General features: G+C 40.4%; 14 protein-coding genes. 1 reads left to right on the forward strand and 13 read right to left on the reverse strand.

Going from position 1 to position 19,792, the window contains the following annotated elements; genetic code table 11:
* Positions 1-22: 22 nt before the first annotated feature.
* From ABC357_RS18820 to ABC357_RS18840, 5 genes are all read right to left on the reverse strand, one after another.
* Positions 23-373 carry a hypothetical protein gene (locus ABC357_RS18820; protein ID WP_412889138.1) on the reverse strand — a complete coding sequence of 117 codons (351 nt, stop codon included), beginning with the start codon at positions 371-373 and terminating at the stop codon, positions 23-25.
* 198 nt (positions 374-571) lie between these two features.
* Positions 572-2,239 (reverse strand): hypothetical protein, encoded by a 1,668-nt coding sequence (locus ABC357_RS18825; RefSeq protein ID WP_412889139.1) that lies wholly within the window; start codon positions 2,237-2,239, stop codon positions 572-574.
* A gap of 213 nt (positions 2,240-2,452) precedes the next feature.
* Complete coding sequence (locus tag ABC357_RS18830; RefSeq protein WP_412889140.1) at positions 2,453-3,427, reverse strand: proline dehydrogenase family protein; 975 nt, start codon at positions 3,425-3,427, stop codon at positions 2,453-2,455.
* 667 nt (positions 3,428-4,094) lie between these two features.
* Complete coding sequence (locus ABC357_RS18835; RefSeq protein ID WP_412889141.1) at positions 4,095-5,954, reverse strand: zinc ribbon domain-containing protein; 1,860 nt, start codon at positions 5,952-5,954, stop codon at positions 4,095-4,097.
* Between the two features lie 34 nt (positions 5,955-5,988).
* Entirely contained in the window at positions 5,989-6,789 is an 801-nt protein-coding gene (locus ABC357_RS18840; RefSeq protein WP_412889142.1) for a hypothetical protein, read from the reverse strand.
* A 435-nt stretch (positions 6,790-7,224) separates the two neighbouring features.
* On the opposite strand from ABC357_RS18840, the gene ABC357_RS18845 reads away from it, so the two are divergent.
* Positions 7,225-7,677: an OsmC family protein gene (locus ABC357_RS18845; RefSeq protein WP_412889143.1), complete on the forward strand. Its 453-nt coding sequence runs from the start codon at positions 7,225-7,227 to the stop codon at positions 7,675-7,677.
* A 311-nt stretch (positions 7,678-7,988) separates the two neighbouring features.
* On the opposite strand, the gene ABC357_RS18850 is transcribed toward ABC357_RS18845, so the two are convergent.
* The 8 genes from ABC357_RS18850 to ABC357_RS18885 form a co-directional block, all read right to left on the reverse strand.
* Positions 7,989-9,245 (reverse strand): polysaccharide deacetylase family protein, encoded by a 1,257-nt coding sequence (locus tag ABC357_RS18850; protein WP_412889144.1) that lies wholly within the window; start codon positions 9,243-9,245, stop codon positions 7,989-7,991.
* Positions 9,246-9,334: 89 nt separating this feature from the next.
* Positions 9,335-9,526, reverse strand: coding sequence for a hypothetical protein (locus ABC357_RS18855; RefSeq protein ID WP_412889145.1), 192 nt, complete (start codon positions 9,524-9,526; stop codon positions 9,335-9,337).
* A gap of 973 nt (positions 9,527-10,499) precedes the next feature.
* On the reverse strand, positions 10,500-13,352 hold the full coding sequence (locus ABC357_RS18860) for an S-layer homology domain-containing protein (RefSeq protein WP_412889146.1): 2,853 nt from the start codon (positions 13,350-13,352) through the stop codon (positions 10,500-10,502).
* A 469-nt stretch (positions 13,353-13,821) separates the two neighbouring features.
* Positions 13,822-15,162 carry an O-antigen ligase family protein gene (locus ABC357_RS18865; protein WP_412889147.1) on the reverse strand — a complete coding sequence of 447 codons (1,341 nt, stop codon included), beginning with the start codon at positions 15,160-15,162 and terminating at the stop codon, positions 13,822-13,824.
* A 96-nt stretch (positions 15,163-15,258) separates the two neighbouring features.
* On the reverse strand, positions 15,259-16,365 hold the full coding sequence (locus ABC357_RS18870; RefSeq protein WP_412889148.1) for a glycosyltransferase family 4 protein: 1,107 nt from the start codon (positions 16,363-16,365) through the stop codon (positions 15,259-15,261).
* A gap of 128 nt (positions 16,366-16,493) precedes the next feature.
* Complete coding sequence (locus ABC357_RS18875; RefSeq protein WP_412890073.1) at positions 16,494-17,207, reverse strand: WecB/TagA/CpsF family glycosyltransferase; 714 nt, start codon at positions 17,205-17,207, stop codon at positions 16,494-16,496.
* Between the two features lie 33 nt (positions 17,208-17,240).
* Positions 17,241-18,521, reverse strand: a complete 1,281-nt coding sequence (locus ABC357_RS18880) for a nucleotide sugar dehydrogenase (protein WP_412889149.1) — start codon at positions 18,519-18,521, stop codon at positions 17,241-17,243.
* The gene (locus ABC357_RS18885) at positions 18,518-18,676 is read right to left on the reverse strand and encodes a hypothetical protein (RefSeq protein WP_412889150.1); all 159 of its coding nucleotides are present in this window, start codon (positions 18,674-18,676) and stop codon (positions 18,518-18,520) included. Before ABC357_RS18885 ends, ABC357_RS18880 begins: the two co-directional genes overlap by 4 nt.
* Between the last annotated feature and the right edge of the window lie 1,116 nt (positions 18,677-19,792).

A 19,792-nucleotide genomic window follows, 5' to 3' on the forward strand; every position in this document is an offset into this window, starting at 1 on the left:
AAAAAAAGACACTATAGTACAACTATGCCAATTGAAGTGGCGAACAGTCAGAATAGAAAACTTCCATTTTTTTAATCTTATGAAAGAGTGACAAACTGCAGTGGCGTAACGGAATAATCTTCACATCCTTCAGATGCATATATTGTTCTTCGCACTGCTCCCAGGAATTATAGCGCTTCCGGCTGATGCCATCCGCAAAACCGATTGCTACCAACTCGCTGCCGGGGCAATAAATAACCACCTGATCACCATCAGCCATGCCTTCCATTAAATCAATCCCCAAAGGAGTATTTGCACTCTTCCTTTCTGTCTCCCTAATCGTCTCTGTTTTATTCCCCAATTGTTCATTGCTGAAAATGATATATGTATTCATTCCAGCTCCCCCTATCGACAAAATAACATTCTGTTTACTCTCTTTAACCAGCTATAATTGAACAGCCTCATACATTGTCACTTACTCTATTTATTCGACCTGAAAACACTATAATCCTACAAAATAACCATTCTCTTTTTGGCAAGAGATAAAAAAAGAGTTCCCGCATACATATCAGGAACCCTTTCATCGTATCGATTAAAGTATAATATTGTCATATCCTGCAACCAAATCACCGAACCCTTGGGCCTTTAATAAATCAACCGCCAGCTTACGAATCGGCTTATGATTCTCCACAATATAATTTGTCTTGCTGCGGATCAGGCTGTCGAACACCTTGCTTCGCTCCATGCCCAATTGCTCGAGAGCATTCTGGTTACGCAGCAGGTCGACTAATGTCAGCCACGGATAATCATTGCCTGCAAATACATGCTCTCCATTTATTTGGTACCATAAATCCCCATCAGGCTTCACCCATTTCGGGTAAAGGAATTCTATCGCTTCCTGCATGCTTCTGGCTGTATCCAAATAAGATTCCTTCCTTGTCGATTGATAGGCTTCAAGCAGAAATCTCATTTCACCGAGCGCATGATTTAGGGAAACATGCGTCTTTTTACTTCCTGGCGCGTAATAATCGGCCACTAAAAAGCCATTATCGCCGAATTCGATAATATTTCCGATTTTCTTTTGTCCCACGAGGAAATCGGCATAGATTTCATTCGCATGCTTTAGAGCAGGGATATTCAAGTCATCTCCTGCATCCTTCAGGAAAAGAGCAATGTTTTCATTATGCCTTGTGTCGATGTAGGGAGCAGTTGTGCCATAAGCCTTCTTCAGCCACGTGCTTGTATATTCTGTTTTAAAGACAGGGACCTTCCCTTTCGTCAAATCGCCATCCGAAAAGACATCAAGATCAGCTATGGCGTTCACGACGAGATCGTAAAAGTAACGCTGCTTTGTTTCCTCGTATTCCTTAAGGTATACACCGCCATGCACCTTGCCTAAATTACGGCCATAGCCCAGCTTATAGCCAGGTTCGACCGACCAGGGAAGCTTTGTATAGGGGCCTTCTGCCGTATACCAACTGTTTAGGGAGCTATATTCGCGTATGGTTTTCTTGAACCAATTGTCCATTTGCTTCTTTTCAGCAAACAGGGAATCGGTCGAGATAAGGAACCAGTTTTCCGATAAGGATGACGGCTTCACCTTGAAGCCCAATTCCAACTCCAAATGATTCTTCTTTTTATCATGGCGCTGGCTGAGGTTCTCGTACTCCTCCTGGAATTCGCGCAGCACCGATTTTTGGCCATCTGCGTACTTCTTTACCTGCTCCTTCGACAAATAGTCCTTGCCAAGCATGACACTATTCTCCGATCCATCCCTCATGTCCAACTGAAGAACCCCGATCGGATGGGTAATGACATCCACTCCGAATGTACTGTTCGCCTCTTGCTTTACTTTGCCGTATGAATCGATGCGATGGAGCTTGCTTTGCTTTACATCGGCTAAAGGCATCCGAACGTTCGCCTTAAATGTCTCATCGCCTTTATTGTTCACCTTCGTAAAGACAAACATATCACCGTTATCCAGCTTTCGTACCGTTACCGCAAGCTTACCGACCAGCTTGAACCGCTTCTTCACATCATATGTATATCGAATATCCTCTGAGCGGATATGCTTGATTGTTTTTTTGCTCTCATCCTTCAAAGACAAGCCTTTATCTACAATCGATATCTCTACCTTTTTTCCCTTTTCCAATTTGATGCTGGCCGTTGAACGGCTATCCGATGAAAATGCCAGGTATCCTCCGCATCCGATGCATACTACCAATATAACAACAATTACACGTATTATTCCTTTTTTCATGTATGTCTCCTTCGCCCCTAGCTTCCTAACCATGATTCATTACCATTATACACAGATTTTCCCTCCAACTCTTCCACTTTCCACTAACTTTCTATATAGAATGGTAGACTGGAATCTTGATTGGCTATCCTTCCCTTCACATCCATTGCTTCATTGCTTTTGAATAAGATAAAGAACAAAAAGAAGCCCCGCCGAAGCAGGGCTGCATACTACTTATTTTCTCTTCGTCAATCTGCCAAGAAGGAAGGCGCCGGCGCCAATTCCGATCAAGGTATTTGTTTTCTTATTGAATACTTGCTTCCCGACAAGCGCCAAGTTTTGCGGACGCTCGGCCAATCGGCGCATAAAGTATCCATACCAGTCGATTCCGAACGGAACATATGTGCAGAAATGGTATCCTTCCTTCGCCAATTGCAGCTGCAAATCTTTCCGGAAGCCGTACAGCATCTGGAATTCGAACTTATCCTTCGATATATCATTCTTTTTGACGAATGTCTTCACATGATCAATAACACGGTGGTCATGCGTGGCAATGCTCGTGAATTTTCCGTTCAACAAATGGTATTCTATTAGTTTAATATAATTGCTGTCGATTTCCTGTTTATCTTGATAAGCCAGATTTTCAGGCTCCTTATAAGCTCCTTTTACGATACGGAGGCGATAATCCTTGTATTTCTCGATGTTTTCCTGTGATTCATAAAAATAAGCTTGGATAACGGTTCCCACATTATCATAATCCTTTGATAATTCATCGATTAAATCGAAGGAAGGCTGCAGATGTCCATAGTCTTCCATATCAAAGTTGACAAAGATCCCGTATTCATAGGCGGTTGCCACAATTTCCTTCAGATTTTCCAAGCAGAAATCATAGTCGATATCCAATCCAAGCTGCGTCGGCTTCAATGAAATATGGGCGTCGACATCATTTTTGTGGATTGCTTCAAGCACATCAACAATTTGCTCTTTCGCTTCAATCGCTTCCGATTTTTCAAATACGAATTCACCTAAATTATCGATTGTGGCAGAGATGCCATGGGCATTCAATTCCTTGACGCTCTCAATCATTTCTTCAATATTGGTTCCAGCCACAACAGATTGGGCACCAAGCTTCAAGCCCCATTTCTTTGCGCCTTTATTCAACAGTTTATTTTGTGAAAGCTGTATAAAAAAATCTCTTGTTAGCCCCATCGTTTCTTCCTCCAATGATTATGAATTAGTTCGTTACACGGCCTAAATGGTGATTCCCTTTGCCATAATCTTATGCTGCCCCCAAACGGATGGCCCATCTTCAGACGAAGAAAAATAGCATACCCCATATATAAAACGCTTACATTCTACCCCAAAAAATGCTAGTTTGATTGCTTGCCTAGGATTATGCAACTACCTACAGGCAAGCGGAGTTGCTCGTCATGTATCCGATTGACTGCCTTTCCCAAGCAGCTATCGCAAAAAACATGCCAATATATGCTATTTCCAAGATCGTACGCATACTATTATTTTAACTTAATTATTTGAGAATTGGTATTATTACGGCAATATTTTTTACTATAGAATATATGGTTTTATAACAGCTAGTTTCATAAACGTTGGTTCTTTTAGTGTTTTATTATTTCCTCTTTAAAATAGCTCCTTCTAGAAACTAGTAGACATTAGCCGTTGATTTCTGCTCCAAACTGATGAAGTGGATGAACCGCTCTACATGAAAAATGATGCTTCGATTTATCCTTTTTAAAATAGCATGGTTTCTTACCCTATTCATCTAACATAGCAAAAGAGATCAGCATGCCTGCGCCGATCTCTTTTGCCAATCCTTTTCTATTCTTATTAAATAGAGATGAGACAACTATTTCATGGATTAATTCGCTTTTATGGAGGTCAGAAGAAACCCTGAATCCGTTTTTTCTGCTCCATACATCCATGTGTATTCCTTGGTCTCAGATTTACCGTTGGAATAATCAATCTTCACTTTTTCATACGTGGTAATACTGGCTTTGTTTCCATCAATGGAATAGCCCTTAATATCACAGCTGATTTTTTCCTCGGTTGTACCATTCGCATTTAATGTATCGACTAATTTTTCCTGCATGCCATACAGTTCGCTGCCTTCTTTTAAGTAAGAGGAAACATAGCTGAAGTCATCATAATTAATCGCATCAATCAAGCTGCTTGTGTATCCGTCGATCAAGCTGGAAATCGCGTCGGGTACATTCTCGGCACCGCTCGAGCTGACTTGTACATTCTTATTCCATGATGTCGCATACTCTAGAGGGGCATCCTCCTTAATCAACTTCGTATTCTCACTTTCCATATAGGAAGAATCAAAGGAATCAACCAGCCATTTTTTTGCGTTTGCATCGTATACAAGCGTTACCTCATACGCATCATCATTTTCTTCCAGTTCAGGTGTTTCATCGGCATAATAGGAATCACTTTGCTTATTTTCAAGCATCTTTACATCACTGTAGTATTTCCCGTCATATGTATACAGCCTGAAGGAATCCAGATCAAAAGTCGTGCCTGTATACTTCGCCTTGTAGTATTCATTTGCGGATTTAGCCTGTTCAATATTATCCTTGATAGTTGAACGCAAATCTTCCGTTCCTGTGGTTACTTTGGAGGTGTCTCCTGTCGTGTAGGCAGTCAACCACTCTTTATTGTTGAGGACAACTGTGTCCATAACCGTTTTTTGAAAGGCTGCGTCGCTTCCAAGATTGATTTGAATGGAATCACTGTCGATTGCCGTTTCGGCTGACTTCATTTTACCCCATGGCATGTCCGCTTCGACCGCTGCTGTCATGGAACCATCCGTCAACACCGGACCGAAGGAAGCGTTTTGGAATGGATTAATTTGGACATCTTTTCCGTTAATATACAGTTTCCCAGCCGCTGGTACATCTTCATCTCCCATGTCCAGATCGACATAGACTTCCTCGCCATCCAGGTAAAGCTCTACCGCTTCTTTTTCTGCTCCACCCGAAACGACTTTTTCCTTTTTCACAAGGTCGACGAAGCTCGTTTTTAGCTTCGCTTCCACTATATGCGTTCCGGGTACGAATGGACCGACCGTATTTTCCGCATTCGGCTGTTTGGTTACAGTCATTTTCTTCCCATCCACGTATACGGATGTATCTTTATAATTCGTTGATATTGCCATATAGACGGGTTGAACCTTCAGTTTGTATTTATCATAAAACAAGAATTTCCCATCTTTCACCAAATGGACCATACCGGATGAATAGTCGCCATAAGCCGCTGATGAGGCATTCGATTGCTTATCCATTTCTTCTGCCTGCCGCTTTAGGGCCTGCACAGTTTCATTGACTTGTTCAGGATTTTCCTTATAATACGTGATGAATCCTTTTACTGATTTTTCGTTGATTGTCAGCTTCTTATCATCTGTCGACAACCACTTAGCCACCTTCTTGCCATCCTTGGCCACCAGCGCATCTTCAAAATGGTTGATTGCGTATTCCTCCGAGAAAAAATAATCTCCGACTTTATATAAGGCGAACAATACAACGACAGCAGCAATCCCGGCAATCCAAGCCGTTTTTTGCTTTTTCGTCATCGGTTTTTTAGTAGATACTATTTCCGCTTTCTCTGCTTGCCTGCCAGCAGAATCAACCGCGCTTTTTTCTGAGACAGGCGCTCCACATTCACCGCAAAATTGCGCCTCGGGCTTTAATGGATGGCCGCATTCCTTACAATATCGCATTTATAAATCCCCCATTCTTGTTGTCCTTGTTTGCTTAAAACATACCGAATAGATCTTGCATTGCCGATTTTAGAGCTTCCATAAGCATATCCGCCATGATGAATATCGAAATAATCGTCAACAGGTATGTAAGCAGTGAGCCGTAAATAACATCCATGCCGCTTTTACTGTTGCGCTTGTAGCTCGCAATGACTAAAGGAGGAATTATGAAAATAGCACCCATAAATCCAAGAGAAAGGAAGAATAAAAAGAATTTCACTTTTAAAATAGAAAAAATGAGTCCGATCGCCAATAGCAAAACAAATGGGATCAAGAATGAACCAAAACGTGCCACTACATCCGTATAGCCAACATTGACCCGTCCGAAGCGCACAGCGGCAAATGTAAACGTGATGACTAAAGCAATAAAAATCAAATAAGCGAAAAAGGGCTTAACCACCACCGCAGTGAACGGAGGTGCCATATCCATTCCGACGCCGAATAAATCCGACCCGAACTCGTTGAAATTAGACATCAGGCCCTTTAAGCCGAAATAGGTCATTAAAGGAATAAATAAACTGAATAAAATAATTGTAATAATACCGTTAACCATATATTCCTTGTTCACACTTTGAGAGTTGGCATAAGGATGCTTCAGCACATCAAGGAAATAACTGAAATACATTTTCGAGATTTTCTTCGTGCTTTCAATATATTGCGAAGGCTGATTCTTCACCGGTTCCTGCTGAGTTGCTGATGCCGCTGCCACTTCACTCCTTGCATCCTCCAGCTTCGTCCCACACTTTTCACAAAACTTACCTCCCTCGTTCTCATGACCGCAATTCCTGCATTTCACATTAACCACTCCTCTATTTCATATAATGGTACCGCTAATCTTCCAGGTGATATAAATGACCCATAACAAAATGACAGCATTTGAATAAAATGGGTATATATCCCCTGTATCATCTTATTATTTTTAATACTTTAATACAATAAAAAATATTTAAAAATATCATAATATTTAAATCGTTACTCTTTTTTACCCATAAAAATTAAAAAAATAGCAATAAAATTGCTTTTCAATCCAATTTCAACATTATTCGACAATAACCGACAAAATTATGCCGAAATAATGATCAGTAAGCAACACATATGGGCATCTATATATTTTGACCTATAACTTCTAAAACAGTTTCATATTGCGCCGGTCTTTTTACTATACAAAAGATTTCTTTTTGATATATAATTATTCCAATAAATTAACTATGAATTAAAGTGAGGGATTACAATGGCTAATGAAAAATGGGTGGAAATGAATACACACGGCAAGGTCGTATGCGGCTTAAAGAATGAGATTTTCGTACGTGATTTTGCTCCATTTGCGATTGACGAGCCCCCTTATCTCGGCGGCAACGATGAAGGCCCCAATCCGCTTGAATACCTATTGGGCGCACTATCAGCCTGCACTTCCATCACCGCCGCATTCGTGGCGAAGGAAAAAGGGTTCGAGTATAGCGGACTATCATTCAAGAACAGCGGGAAACTGGATACGCGCGGATTAAGCGGTGTCGAGGGTGTAACAACTTACTTCCAGACCGTTATATTTATTGCTGAATTCGATACGGTTGAAAGCGATGAAAAACTTCAGGCCTTCAAGCAGATTGTCGAAAAACGCTGTCCAATCTATAATTTAATGAGGGATGCAGGGGTTAAGTTAGAAACTGTGTGGAAAAAGAAATAAAAACGAAGAAGTAAAAGAAGATTACGCCATTCCACTAGAGTCATCTAGTATATAAGTAATAAATATATAAAAATCACTAACATTCATGACTGTAGTATACTTAAAAAGCCCCTTAACTAAAGGGGCTTTTTAAGTATACTTTTATAAACGATTTCGCATAACTTCTAATAAATTATCCTTCAACCATTGTTTAGTCAAATACTACAAGCAGACAAGTAAAGTTCAGCTACTGTAGAAATTTCGCATCATAACATGAAGTTCCTTTTCTCTATGAAATCAGTTCCACTTTTGACTAAAGTGATTATGACGGTTCAATTAATATGATACATCTTTTCAATTGTCTGTGTAATAGAAGCCGCTGTGGCTTTTCCATGAATATTCACTCGTTTGATTAAAAATGTAGGATTCTTTTTACTAATATCCAATAATCCCCGGTCTGTTGTGACAGTCATGTGGAACCCTGCTTTTCTTAGCATTTTTTCAGACACAGTGCTGTATTGGCCGAAAGGATAAGCGAATACAGTCACAGGCTTGCCGAGATGTTTTTCCAACAATCTTTTGGATCGGACCACATCGTCATAAATCCGCTGTTCATACTGAGACTGCGTCTCCCGCTTGCCTCCTTTGGAAATAGGCGAGGCAATCAATCCTTTGCCATTTATCTGCTGGTGCATATTGTCAGTGTGGCTTTGAATAGAAAATACCCCGCTATCACTCATGTCTTTCAATTGCGCCCATGTCAATTTCGGATATGGGCTTGGGTGACTCCGGGGATGTTCAATAAAATCCGTAACCATAAACAAAGTTGCCTTCATATTCAACTCTTTCAAAATCGGATAAGCATATGTATAGTTGCTTTCATACCCATCGTCCATTGTTATCATAATGGGCTTTTCCGGCATCGGAATGCGCTTTTGGGCAATTGCTATCGCTTCATCAGCCGTAATGGTTGTATAGCCCTGATTTTTCAAAATCATCATTTGCTGCTTGAAAACAGCCGGGTCCACAATTGTTCCGCTTTGTACTGCAGGATCAAAATGATGATACATAATTACCGGTATTTTTGTGCTTCTTTCTTTTATCTGCTTCTTCTCGTTGATAAAGGAGGCTGAACCTATATAAACTAGTTTGCCATCCTGATAGAATTGCTGATTCAATCCTTTAGCAAGCAAATCAACCGGAAGATACAATCTCCCTTGATTTGTGAAAGACTGAAAAGAAGAAACAATCGAGTGATTTATATACATTTTACGCTTCTTCGTATTAAAGGTAATTTGTACATTTCCCCTACTAAAAGAAAAAACGCCTTTATTCCAGACCGATTTATATCCCCACTCATCCACAAGTAAACGGGCAGGTGCATACATTTTCTTGTTTTTGGTCATAGTCTTCAATTTTCCGGTCGATTCCCATTGCCGCGGTTGACCATTAATGGTGACACTGTTACTGCCATCTTTCAACTCCATTGACGCCACTTTTTGTTTTTGGGCTTTCACTGGATGATGTGTAACTGTAAAGATGGATAATAGCACAAGAAGACTGACTAATACAGTTAGTGATTTTTTCAAGCTTTAAACCTCCGCAAATAGAAAAAATAAATAAAGAGTTCGATATAAAAATATCGAACTCTTCTAATATAACTATTTTATCATTATGATTATTTTGGTGCTACAACCAAATCATAGCTATCTTTAGCTAATACTTCACTACCTTTTAGAACTTCTGTTTTCACTGTGTAAGTACCAGATTCGATATCATTTTTTAATGCACCAGTTAAAGTTGTTATTTGAGGTACATCTTTTTCTAGAGTATATGCACTACCAAAGTTGATAACATTATTAGTAGTCAATCCTAGAACATTATAGCCTCTTACATCATTATCTACTTTAGCATTTAGTGTTGAAAATAAGTCATTAAAATTTACTGCAAAATTATTTTTAGTTAATGTAACTACTGTATGAAGGCCTGTCAGTGTGTAATCACTTGAAAGGGATGTTGTTGTTTCAAAATTTTCGTTATCCCAATTTACCTTTGATGATGTTAATTTTACGCTATTCTCGACTTATACCATAATTAGTGGTTTTCGTTTCGAGCCTACACCGTGCATGCGACTTTCATCGCACACGGCGTGCCATCAGCAAGAAAATGGAGATTTTCACTTAATACTATATACCCAGTGAAAATCTAAAATAATAACCAATTTACAAAGAAATTGGTTATTATTTTCTATACTGACTGGGTTCCTTCGCTCCAGCTAATTTTACCCTCTTCTAGTGTTTCCACAAGAATACAAATGGTTAGCTATCTACACTACTACGAACCCGCTGCCATCTTACATGCTTCATAGACACTAACATGTCTCTTCACATAAGACTTCAAACGTTCCATTGTCTCTGTCCCTCTTTTTAATTACCTTAGGTTTCCACTATTCAGGAATGGGAAAGACCAGTTTAATAGCCAATTATGCTGATCTCAGTTTATTATTTTATATAAACAGATAAATACTAAACCCCTAGCTATTCGTAATATTTACTACCCCATCCTGCCTAAACATGGATTCGTCACCTAACCATAGTAATTTTTTATGGAACCCCGCCTCAATTTGTAGAGTACGACTTCACCTGACTTCATCCCTTCAGTTTGTTAGAACACCATTGGATGCAGGAGGATTAGGCTCTTGTGTTCGGCTATTATACAAGAATAGGCATTTCACCTATTATTCAGAAACAATAGTTAAAATAAACACCTCAAACAAATAAATTGCGAGAGGTGCCTATCCCACTTATTTCACTAGTAAACTAGTTTATAAAGTAACGTTTCGTTTAGTTTTGTTCAGGAGTAACCACTTTAAATTTAACAGTTTCTGATTTACCATCTAGAAGATAAGTTACAGTAAATGTATCTTCTGCATTTGCATTTTTAATATCTACTGCTTTAGTCCCATTATTTGCAACATCCAAAGTTTTCGGCTCTGATCGATCAACCAAGTTAGTAACAGTAATAATTGGTTGTGGAGAAGCAATAGCTACACCATATTGATCTGTAACTTCTAGGATAGTTGATAATTTAGCAGCGTCATTAGTAGCTGTTAAATCAGTAGAAGAAATAGTTGCTAGTCCATTTTCAACTGCATCAGTGAATTCAATTTTATCCGCTTTAGGAGCTACTTTAGAAATGACTACATCTTGAGTCAGTGTTGTTGGTTTTTCAGCGCCATCAACAACTACGGTCAACTTAGTTGTTATTTCATCTTTAGTTCCAAATGCTGTATTATCATTTGCGTAAACTGCATTTAATTTACCACTATTATTCACAAGTACATCCGTGTTTGTAATAACCGTATAGTATGAACTTGGTAACAATACCTTTGAACCGTCTGCTTTGACACCATATACTTTTAAGTCACGTGTATGAGTAGTTGCAGTTCCATCAGCATATAGAGGATCTACTTTACCTACTTCATATGAATCAAATGCAGCTTTCTCTACAGTCGTGAAAGCGACTTTTAAAGGACTTGTTGCAACATCTTCGAATGTATAAGTGTTACCACTTTGTTTCTTAGATTGTTGTAAAGTAAATGTTACATCTTCAGAACCTTTTGCCAAACCTTTTAGAACAATTTTAGCATCTTCACTGTCAATTTTTTCATTAACAACTTGGATTGCACCATCTGTTGCTTGAGCATCAGATGCTACGATTCTGTATTTTCCATCTGCAGCAGTAGTTGCAAGTTTATCTTTTAAGCTTACTGTGCGTCCGTATTCATCTTTAACCACAATATTTTTCAAACCAATGCTTAAAGTGCCATCTTTAGCTACTGATGTTGTAACATCTTTCAATGGATCAATTGAAACTGGGTTCGCAGAATCAACAACATTTAAGTTCAATTGTGACACTTTACCGTTGAATGCAGCAATGATGATCTTAGTACCTTTTGAAGCAGGCTTATATTCAAGGTAAGCATTACCATTCACATCACCTTTAATTTGTAAGCTATTTTGTTCACCGTAAGTTCCAGAGAAAGCAACTTGGTCTTTAAGATCTTTAGCTTTTGTGATTGCTGTTCCAAATTGGTCAGCAGCAACAAATGGGATTTTTACAGTATCACCAGCAGCTATAACATCAGCAGGCGCTGTCATTGTGAAAGTATCTAATTTTGGAGCAGCTTTAACAGTCAACTCATATTGAGTAACTTTACCTGTTGATTTAGAAATAGCAGTGATAACTGCTTTTCCGCCATTCGCAGCATTATCACCAAATGCTAAATTCAAGCCAACTTGATTTTTATCTTTACCTTGGCCATCAGCAGCAGTAGTAACCTTAACCAAAGATTCATTTGATGAAGTAAATAAAATATCGCTATTTACTTTAGCAGCATTGATAGGATTGCCATATTGATCTTTTGCATCTATAAGTAGTTTAAAGTCTGATACAGTTGAATTTCCTGCTAATTCTTTTCCATCTGCATTGTAGACTTCTTTAAATGTAATCGTATCAGCTACTGCTGCATTCGTTACAGACAAAGTGCCACTTACCACTGAATTAGTAGAAGCGTTGATACCAGTAACAACAACTTTATCTCCTACTTTTAGGTCAGCACCATCAGCCTTAGTTACTGTTAAAACTCCAGCATTGTTATCATCAGCAGAGAAACCACTTGGTGTATTCCAAGCAATGCTAGCTGCTAGAGGAGATTTTGTAATATCTTCACCATATTGGTTCAATACACGATATCCAACTGTCGCTGTAGATGTGCCTGTTTTTGGTGCGTTTTCACTTAATAATTCAATTTTTGATACTTTTTCATTTTCAACTTTAACTGAACCGGAAAGTTTTTCTTCTGAAAGACCTGTCACATTTACAGTATACTCGCCTTCAAAGAATTTGCTTGCTAGTTCAAGTTGAACTGATTTATTGTCAGCTGCAGGTGTGATTTTAGCAACATTTACTGTAGCTGTACCTTTTTTCACTTCGAATTTCGCTTTTGAAGCATCGATTGCTTTGTTGAACTTTACTTCAACTGTTTTTGCATTAACAGCGGTAGCGCTAGCGATAGCAACTTTTTCTACAACTGGGTTAGCTGCTCTGTACAAGAATTGAGCATAGTCACCGCGAGTTGCGTTTGCATCCGTACCAAAAGTAGTTTCTGTTTTACCTTTTGTTACACCATTATCAACTAATGCTTTAACAGCTGTAGTGTAGTTTTTGTTTACATCTTTGAAAGGAATCTCTTTGTCGTCTTTCGCTTTCAAGCTGAAACCTTTTTGAATCCAGATTGCCAATTCGCCACGAGTGATGTTTTGGTCAAAAGCGAATTCAGTTTCTGTTTTACCAGAAGTGATTCCAGCAGCTTTAAGAGCATTTACTTCTTTCACTGCACGTGTAGGAACGTCTTTGAAGCCTGAAGCAGGTGCTTTTTCAGTATCAAGCCCTAAGACTTTAACTAACATTACAGCAGCGTCTCCACGTTTAATGTTTTTGTAAACTCCGAATTCTTTATCAGAGAATCCTTGAATTCCTTTAGAAGCTACGAAGTCAACAGCTTTTTGATAGTTTACGTTCACATCTTGGAAAGATGTAGCAGCAGATGCCAATGGAGCAACAGCTGAAGCAACTAGCGTTGCAGTTGCAGCAGTTGCAACGAACTTGCGGTATGATTTTGGTTGGTAAGCCATGTAATAAATCCTCCCCGTTTTGTAAAAAAAATTTAAAGTATTGCTGCCCTATCCGTTAGACGGCAGGCAGGTGGAACTGGATAATTCCCGCTATTCACACTATTTTTCTATCAAAATAGCAGGATAAGGAAAAACCTCACTAACCATTCTATCAAATTACCCATAATTTTCAATATATTTTTACAAAATACATCAAAAGTTACAGATTATACAAATTTAATAGAACATTTAGGGTGGTTATCCTAAATTTAGCACAAAGTATGCACTCCATAATTATACATGGAATATTTTAATTAGCAAACTTTTTCACAAAATTTATAAAAAGCGAAGTATTCCACCTATGGTGTTATATCATTTTCACTCTTTCCCATCAACAAATATGCTTTTCATAGTGGTACTTTCAAACCACAATATTCAGCATATGGCGTACCCTACAAAAAAAGAACACCTTATTCGGTGTTCTTTAGGACTATGCAGTATGTCGATTTTGATACAAATATGACAAAATCAATCCGCCTACAAGCCAAAACAAGACATTCAGCTGTGGGATAAAGATGATATTATTCGACAGGTTCTGAACCATATAGCAAACACTTCCTATAATCAGGCCGCCCCCAATCACTTTACCTATTGCCTGGCGTTGCTTCATATAAAGAGAGAGACAATAAACAAAGTATACGATATAGATCGTAAGAAACGAGAGGATACCGATTGTTCCTGTTTCTGCCGCTACCTTCAAGTAGGAATTATGCACAGAGTATGTTTCATGGCCTATATCAAGTTCCGGATAGGCTGTGACAAAATCTTTATAACGGATGTAGTAATTACCGATGCCGACACCGAGGAGCGGATTATCCCGATACATATACCACCCTGTCTTCCATAATGTCATTCTGGAAACGACTGCTTTGTTCGTCGTTTCATTATTCTCTTCATGAGCCATATCCTTTTTTTGATCAGTTTCTTCTGATTTATTATGAGCCCAGTTAGGGAAGGCAATTTTTTCAATGGCATAAATGGCTGACAGAGTACGTGCAGGCACATCAGGCAAAAAATAGACTCCTATACTAAGCGCAAAAAACAAGGACAACATAAAGGGTTTAAACACATTCACTAAAAAACGCTTGGGCATCATCACGGCCAGCAAAATAAAAGATGCCGCCATTGTCACCCATGCCGCCCGTGTATAAGTCAAAATCAAATTCACTAGATATAGCGAATAAAAAGCAAAGAAAAGGAATTGCCTCTTCTTATCCCGATAGTATGCAACAGAGAATAGAAGCAGGAAAGGGATGACGTAATTCAGGAAAGCAGAATAATAATTAGGATTCTGCATCGTTGAATCTACCCTTCCCTTCGCTTCTTGAAGAGCGTATAAACCTGCTTTATTCAAAGAAATTCCGAAAATATAAGAACTTACCCCAATAATTCCTACAAACAACGCAGAAATGCCAAATACAAAGGCAAAGCTACTATACTGAGAGGCAGTAAACCGGATTTTGCTGACGATTAAAAAGAGAAAAACATAGGAAAGATAGCGCGCCATTTCCAGCAGGCCAGGAGTGATGGATACCGCCTTACTTAAAGACAACAACGTGGAGACAAAATAAAGGGCAAAACTAACCACGAATGGGAGAATAGGAAAAACGTTGACATGCAGGCGCCCTTTTTTCCATTCTAAAAGAAATGAAATCACCAATAAAGGAATGAGAATAACCTCAATGGAAAGTATCCCTTGCTTAAATGGAAACAAAGGCACAAAAAATAAGAGGCACAAAATTAATAAATATGTAAACGTGGGTTTATTCATAAACAAAAGCCCCCTTCCTGCAGAGATACACATCAGTATCTCCTTACAGGATGGGGACTATTCAGATGCCACTATTAAAATATTTTAAAATATCTTCTATCTTTGATTTAAGATTTGATCATAATCATCTTTCACCTTATCAGCCAAATGCTTTAATGAAAAATGATCTCGGGCAAATTCATACAGTTTTTCCCCTTTTTCTTCTAAAGAATGGTTTTCAAAGGATTCATATGCCTGCTCGATTGCCTTTTGATAAGCTTGTGCATCATCTATCGGAACAATCCACCCGTATTCTTCAGAAGGAATTAATTGTTTGACGCCGCCGACATTAGTAGAAATTAAGGATCGTTTTTGATTGGCTCCCTCTAACAGAGCAAGCGGAAAACTTTCACTGTAGGAAGCTAATAATGCTATATTAGAATTACTGTAAATCTGGTCAATATCCTTCCTGAACCCAAGAAAATGCACCTGTTTTACCAATCCTAGTTTCTGTACTTCTTCTTTCAAATCAGCAGCGATTGGACCGTCGCCCACCAAAACTAGATGGATATGTTCATTATCCAATTCCTTCAGTGCTTTAAATACAATAGAATGCCCTTTGATTGGATGAAGCCTCGCTACCATGGTCATGATAAAATCGTCAGCGGATAACCCCAATTCCTTCTGCAATGCCCCGTCTCCAGCAATCGGTTCGATGAACTCAATTCCGTTATAGATTGTAAATATCTTTTTTTCCGGAATGCCCAAGTGTATTAAATTTCTCTTAAACAGATCCGTCACAGCAAAGTAGTAATCAATTTGCTTTAACGCCCATAAATTTAATGAAGTAAACAGCTTTCCCTTGATTCCGCCCTTCATGAAATCCAGCTTCGGATCACTGTGGACCGTTGTTACCCAAACCGCATCCATCTTTTTCTTAATAAAGGATATGAATAGGTTAGCCCGCGGACCGTGGGAATGGATAATATTGAACCCTTCCGAATCAATGAACATTCTTAGCCTTTTTAAGATACTGATATCATAACGGGAAGATTGTTTGATGATTTCCACACGCAGCCCCTTTTCAATGGCTTCCTGTGCGAACGGGCCATCCTGGAACAATACCAAACAGACTTCTTCCCTGGAATATTGCTGCAGCAAAGTGATGACATGCTTTCGGGAACCGCCTGTCTCACCACCGCTGATGACATGTAAAACCTTCATAAACTTGCCTCCTGCGTGAAATTTTCTAGCCTGTGTAAAAAAACAGCCCCTTGACTTGCATGGCTCAAGGGGCTGTTCACTGTCTTATGAGCATGAACATTCGTACTCATTCCTATATTAACTGCCTACTACTTGGAACGGATGACCTTCAGAAGGAATTTCGGCAAAGCCATCTGGCGCTTCAGGCGCTTCGGCTCCTTCATCAAGCGGTACATCCATTCAAGCCCAAACTTGCGGTAGAATGCCGGCGCGCGCTTTACATGCCCGGCGAATACGTCGAAGCTGCCGCCGACGCCCTGGTACACCCGTGCAGACAGAGAATCCATGTGCTCCCGGATCCAAAGCTCCTGCTTTGGGCTTCCCATTGCAACGAATAACAAATCCGCTTTTGCTTCATTGATCTTATTCACGACAAGGCCGGCATCCTGCACGTAGCCATTTTCATAGCCGGCAATGATGATGCTCGGATACTTCTCTTTGATTTTCTCGACCGCCTTGCTGACTACCTCTTCCTTGGCTCCGTACAGGAATACCCGGTAGCACTTTTCCGCGGAAAATTGCAGCAGACGGTCCATCATATCCACACCGGTTACACGCGATGTCACCTGGCCCTTTTTCAACTTCGAAGCCAGCAAAATGCCGATTCCGTCCGCAATGCCGTATGTGCTGTTGTTAATGAGCTCGCGCAGCTGTTCATTCTTTTCCGCTGTCATGACCTTTTCAGGATTGACGGCAATGATCGTCGACTTCTTGCCTTCTTCCATTCTCAATTCCAAATCGGCAAGGATCTCCTCATAGCTCAGCGGAGAAACGTCGACGCCAAAATATGTTTCCTTCTGCATGTTCATCTTCCTATCTTCGTATATCCTGCCTACTTATCCTTCTTGGATGGCAGTCAGTTTTTTCAAATCGCCGATACGGTACAAAGTGATGTTCCCGTTATCGATGTTTGTACAGTTTCTTGTGTCAAATACAACCGGAGTAGCCATTTGATCAATGATGACCTGAGTATCGAAATCCTTGAACTCGTCATGGTCCACTAGCACAACCAGTACGTGTGCACCCTTCAATGCATCTTCCAATGACTCAAGCTTGAAGTGCACTTGCTCTTCGGATACATGAGGGTCATGGATGCGTACATCATAGCGTTCGTTATCCAGCAGCATATGGGCAATTTCCATAGCAGGGCTTTCACGGATATCATCGATGTTTCCTTTGTATGTTAGGCCGGCAACCGCTACAACCGGATTATCCAATTCAGCAGTCAGACGTTTTACCTGTTCTACAACGAAATCAGGCATTGAATTGTTGATGCGGCGTGATTCAGCAATCAGCGGCGCTTCTTCTGGCGCTTTTTCCACGATGAAATACGGATCTACTGCCAGGCAGTGTCCGCCGACACCTGGTCCAGGCAAGTGGATGTTTACACGTGGATGCTTGTTGGCAAGCTGGATCACATCGTGTGCATTGACGCCAAGGCGAGCTGAAATTTTAGCCAATTCGTTCGCCAATGCAATATTGACGTCTCGGAATGTGTTTTCCATCAGCTTGGACATTTCGGCAGTTACCGCCTCTGTCTCCACTACATCGCCCGTAATGACCGCGCGGTATACATCGCCCGCTTTTTTCGCAGCTTCAGGAGTCAAGCCGCCGACAATACGAGTATTCTCGATCAACTCGATCAGGATGCGTCCCGGCAATACACGCTCCGGACAATGTGCTACATATATATCGTTATACGGATCGAATCCGCCTTTTTCCAAAATAGGAGCCACTACATCATCCATCGTTCTTGGAGGAATCGTTGATTCAACGATGACAATATTGCCTTTTTCCAGGAATGGAAGGATTGATTTCGTTGCTTCTTCTACATAATCTATATTTGCTCGGTGGTCTTCATGAATTGGAGTCGGTACAGCAATGATAAAAACATCCGCTTTCTCCGGTAATACAGACGCCTTCAGCTTTCCTTTGGCTACTACGTCCTTCACTAATTCAGGAAGATTCACTTCTTCAATTGTCACTTTTCCTTCATTCAATGAATCAACCACTTTTTGATTTACGTCAACGCCAAGAACGTCATACCCTGCTCGCGCAAAAACGGACGCTGTTGGTAAGCCGATGTACCCTAAACCAATAACACAAATCTTTTTCATAGCTTGGTGACCTCACTTATATAAAAATTTATCGTTTCATTTCCGCCCATGCCGGATCTGTCGTTTGATGACGATTGATTCGCTTGCGGCTGCCGGCATTCAACAATCGCCGGCAACGGCCCGTAGCCGTTGTTCACTGTTTCACTTTTGTCCAAGTAAATTCCTATCATAGTATACCAAATATAAAACGCCCTTGCATTAATAACCTTAGTATAGACAAAGCTAATTAGAAAAACGAGGGGGGCCGTTTAGCTCCGTATGGACTGGAGCCTTACTCTGTAAGATAAAGGAAACACGGAGAGCGCAGCGATTCGATGTTGACTTATCGTGAAGAATCAGGCGAAGTACACTAGGAGCTAGCCCCCGCAGCTGGACAGAGAAAAGCGAGGGCGCCTGATAAGCCCCGACAAGCTTAAGACGTGCATGGCTTCACCGTTCAATGAAAATTCCCATTCTACATAACTATATATTTAACGATAGTTGATATGTTTTTCGATTGCTTCAACACTAGAGCGGAAGGTGCGTGACTCCTGCGGGATCAGCGGGCCAGATGAGACCCCGAAGGACACAGGACGAGGAGGCTCATCTCACGCCCACGGAAAGCGAGCAACCTGAAGCGCCAAATACTCGCTATAACAATTGGGGTTAAACACAGCTTTGAAAAATCATCATGAATGGTGTTCCAGACGAAAAATAAAGATATGTTGTTTATCCTATATAAAGTTCGATTGAATCAACCACTAGAGCGGAAGGTGCGAGACTCCTGCGGGATCAGCGGGCCAGATGAGACCCCGAAGGACACAGGACAAGGAGGCTCAGCGCACGCCCCCCGGAAAGCGAGCAACCTGGAGCGCCAAATACTCGCTATAACAATTGGGGTTAAACACAGCTTTGAAAAATCATCATGAATGGTGTTCCAGACGAAAAATAAAGATATGTTGTTTATCCTATATAAAGTTCGATTGAATCAACCACTAGAGCGGAAGGTGCGAGACCCCTGCGGGATCAGCGGGCCAGATGAGACCCCGCAGGACACAGGACGAGGAGGCTCAGCGCTCGCCCCGCGGAAAGCGAGCAACCTGGAGCGCCAAATGCCCGCTATAGCATTAGGGTTAAAAACATCCTTGAAATACAACAATAAATCGCCAAATTTCTGGCTGGAAAGTGGACAACACTGGATATTCCTGTTCCCTCCTTCCCCATCTCCACATACTTTATGCCACTTATTTTGAATTACATTGATGAACAAAGGGTGTAATGGTAAAATATAT

Source organism: Bacillus kalamii (assembly GCF_047238185.1).
Classification (GTDB): domain Bacteria; phylum Bacillota; class Bacilli; order Bacillales; family DSM-1321; genus Bacillus_AD.

Bases quoted from the DNA above. Each gene is read 5' to 3' on its own strand.
- ABC357_RS18820 (WP_412889138.1), bottom strand. From the start codon at position 373: ATGAATACATATATCATTTTCAGCAATGAACAATTGGGGAATAAAACA.
- ABC357_RS18825 (WP_412889139.1), bottom strand. From the start codon at position 2,239: ATGAAAAAAGGAATAATACGTGTAATTGTTGTTATATTGGTAGTATGC.
- ABC357_RS18830 (WP_412889140.1), bottom strand. From the start codon at position 3,427: ATGGGGCTAACAAGAGATTTTTTTATACAGCTTTCACAAAATAAACTG.
- ABC357_RS18835 (WP_412889141.1), bottom strand. From the start codon at position 5,954: ATGCGATATTGTAAGGAATGCGGCCATCCATTAAAGCCCGAGGCGCAA.
- ABC357_RS18845 (WP_412889143.1), top strand. From the start codon at position 7,225: ATGGCTAATGAAAAATGGGTGGAAATGAATACACACGGCAAGGTCGTA.
- ABC357_RS18860 (WP_412889146.1), bottom strand. From the start codon at position 13,352: ATGGCTTACCAACCAAAATCATACCGCAAGTTCGTTGCAACTGCTGCA.
- ABC357_RS18865 (WP_412889147.1), bottom strand. From the start codon at position 15,162: ATGAATAAACCCACGTTTACATATTTATTAATTTTGTGCCTCTTATTT.
- ABC357_RS18870 (WP_412889148.1), bottom strand. From the start codon at position 16,365: ATGAAGGTTTTACATGTCATCAGCGGTGGTGAGACAGGCGGTTCCCGA.
- ABC357_RS18875 (WP_412890073.1), bottom strand. From the start codon at position 17,207: ATGCAGAAGGAAACATATTTTGGCGTCGACGTTTCTCCGCTGAGCTAT.
- ABC357_RS18880 (WP_412889149.1), bottom strand. From the start codon at position 18,521: ATGAAAAAGATTTGTGTTATTGGTTTAGGGTACATCGGCTTACCAACA.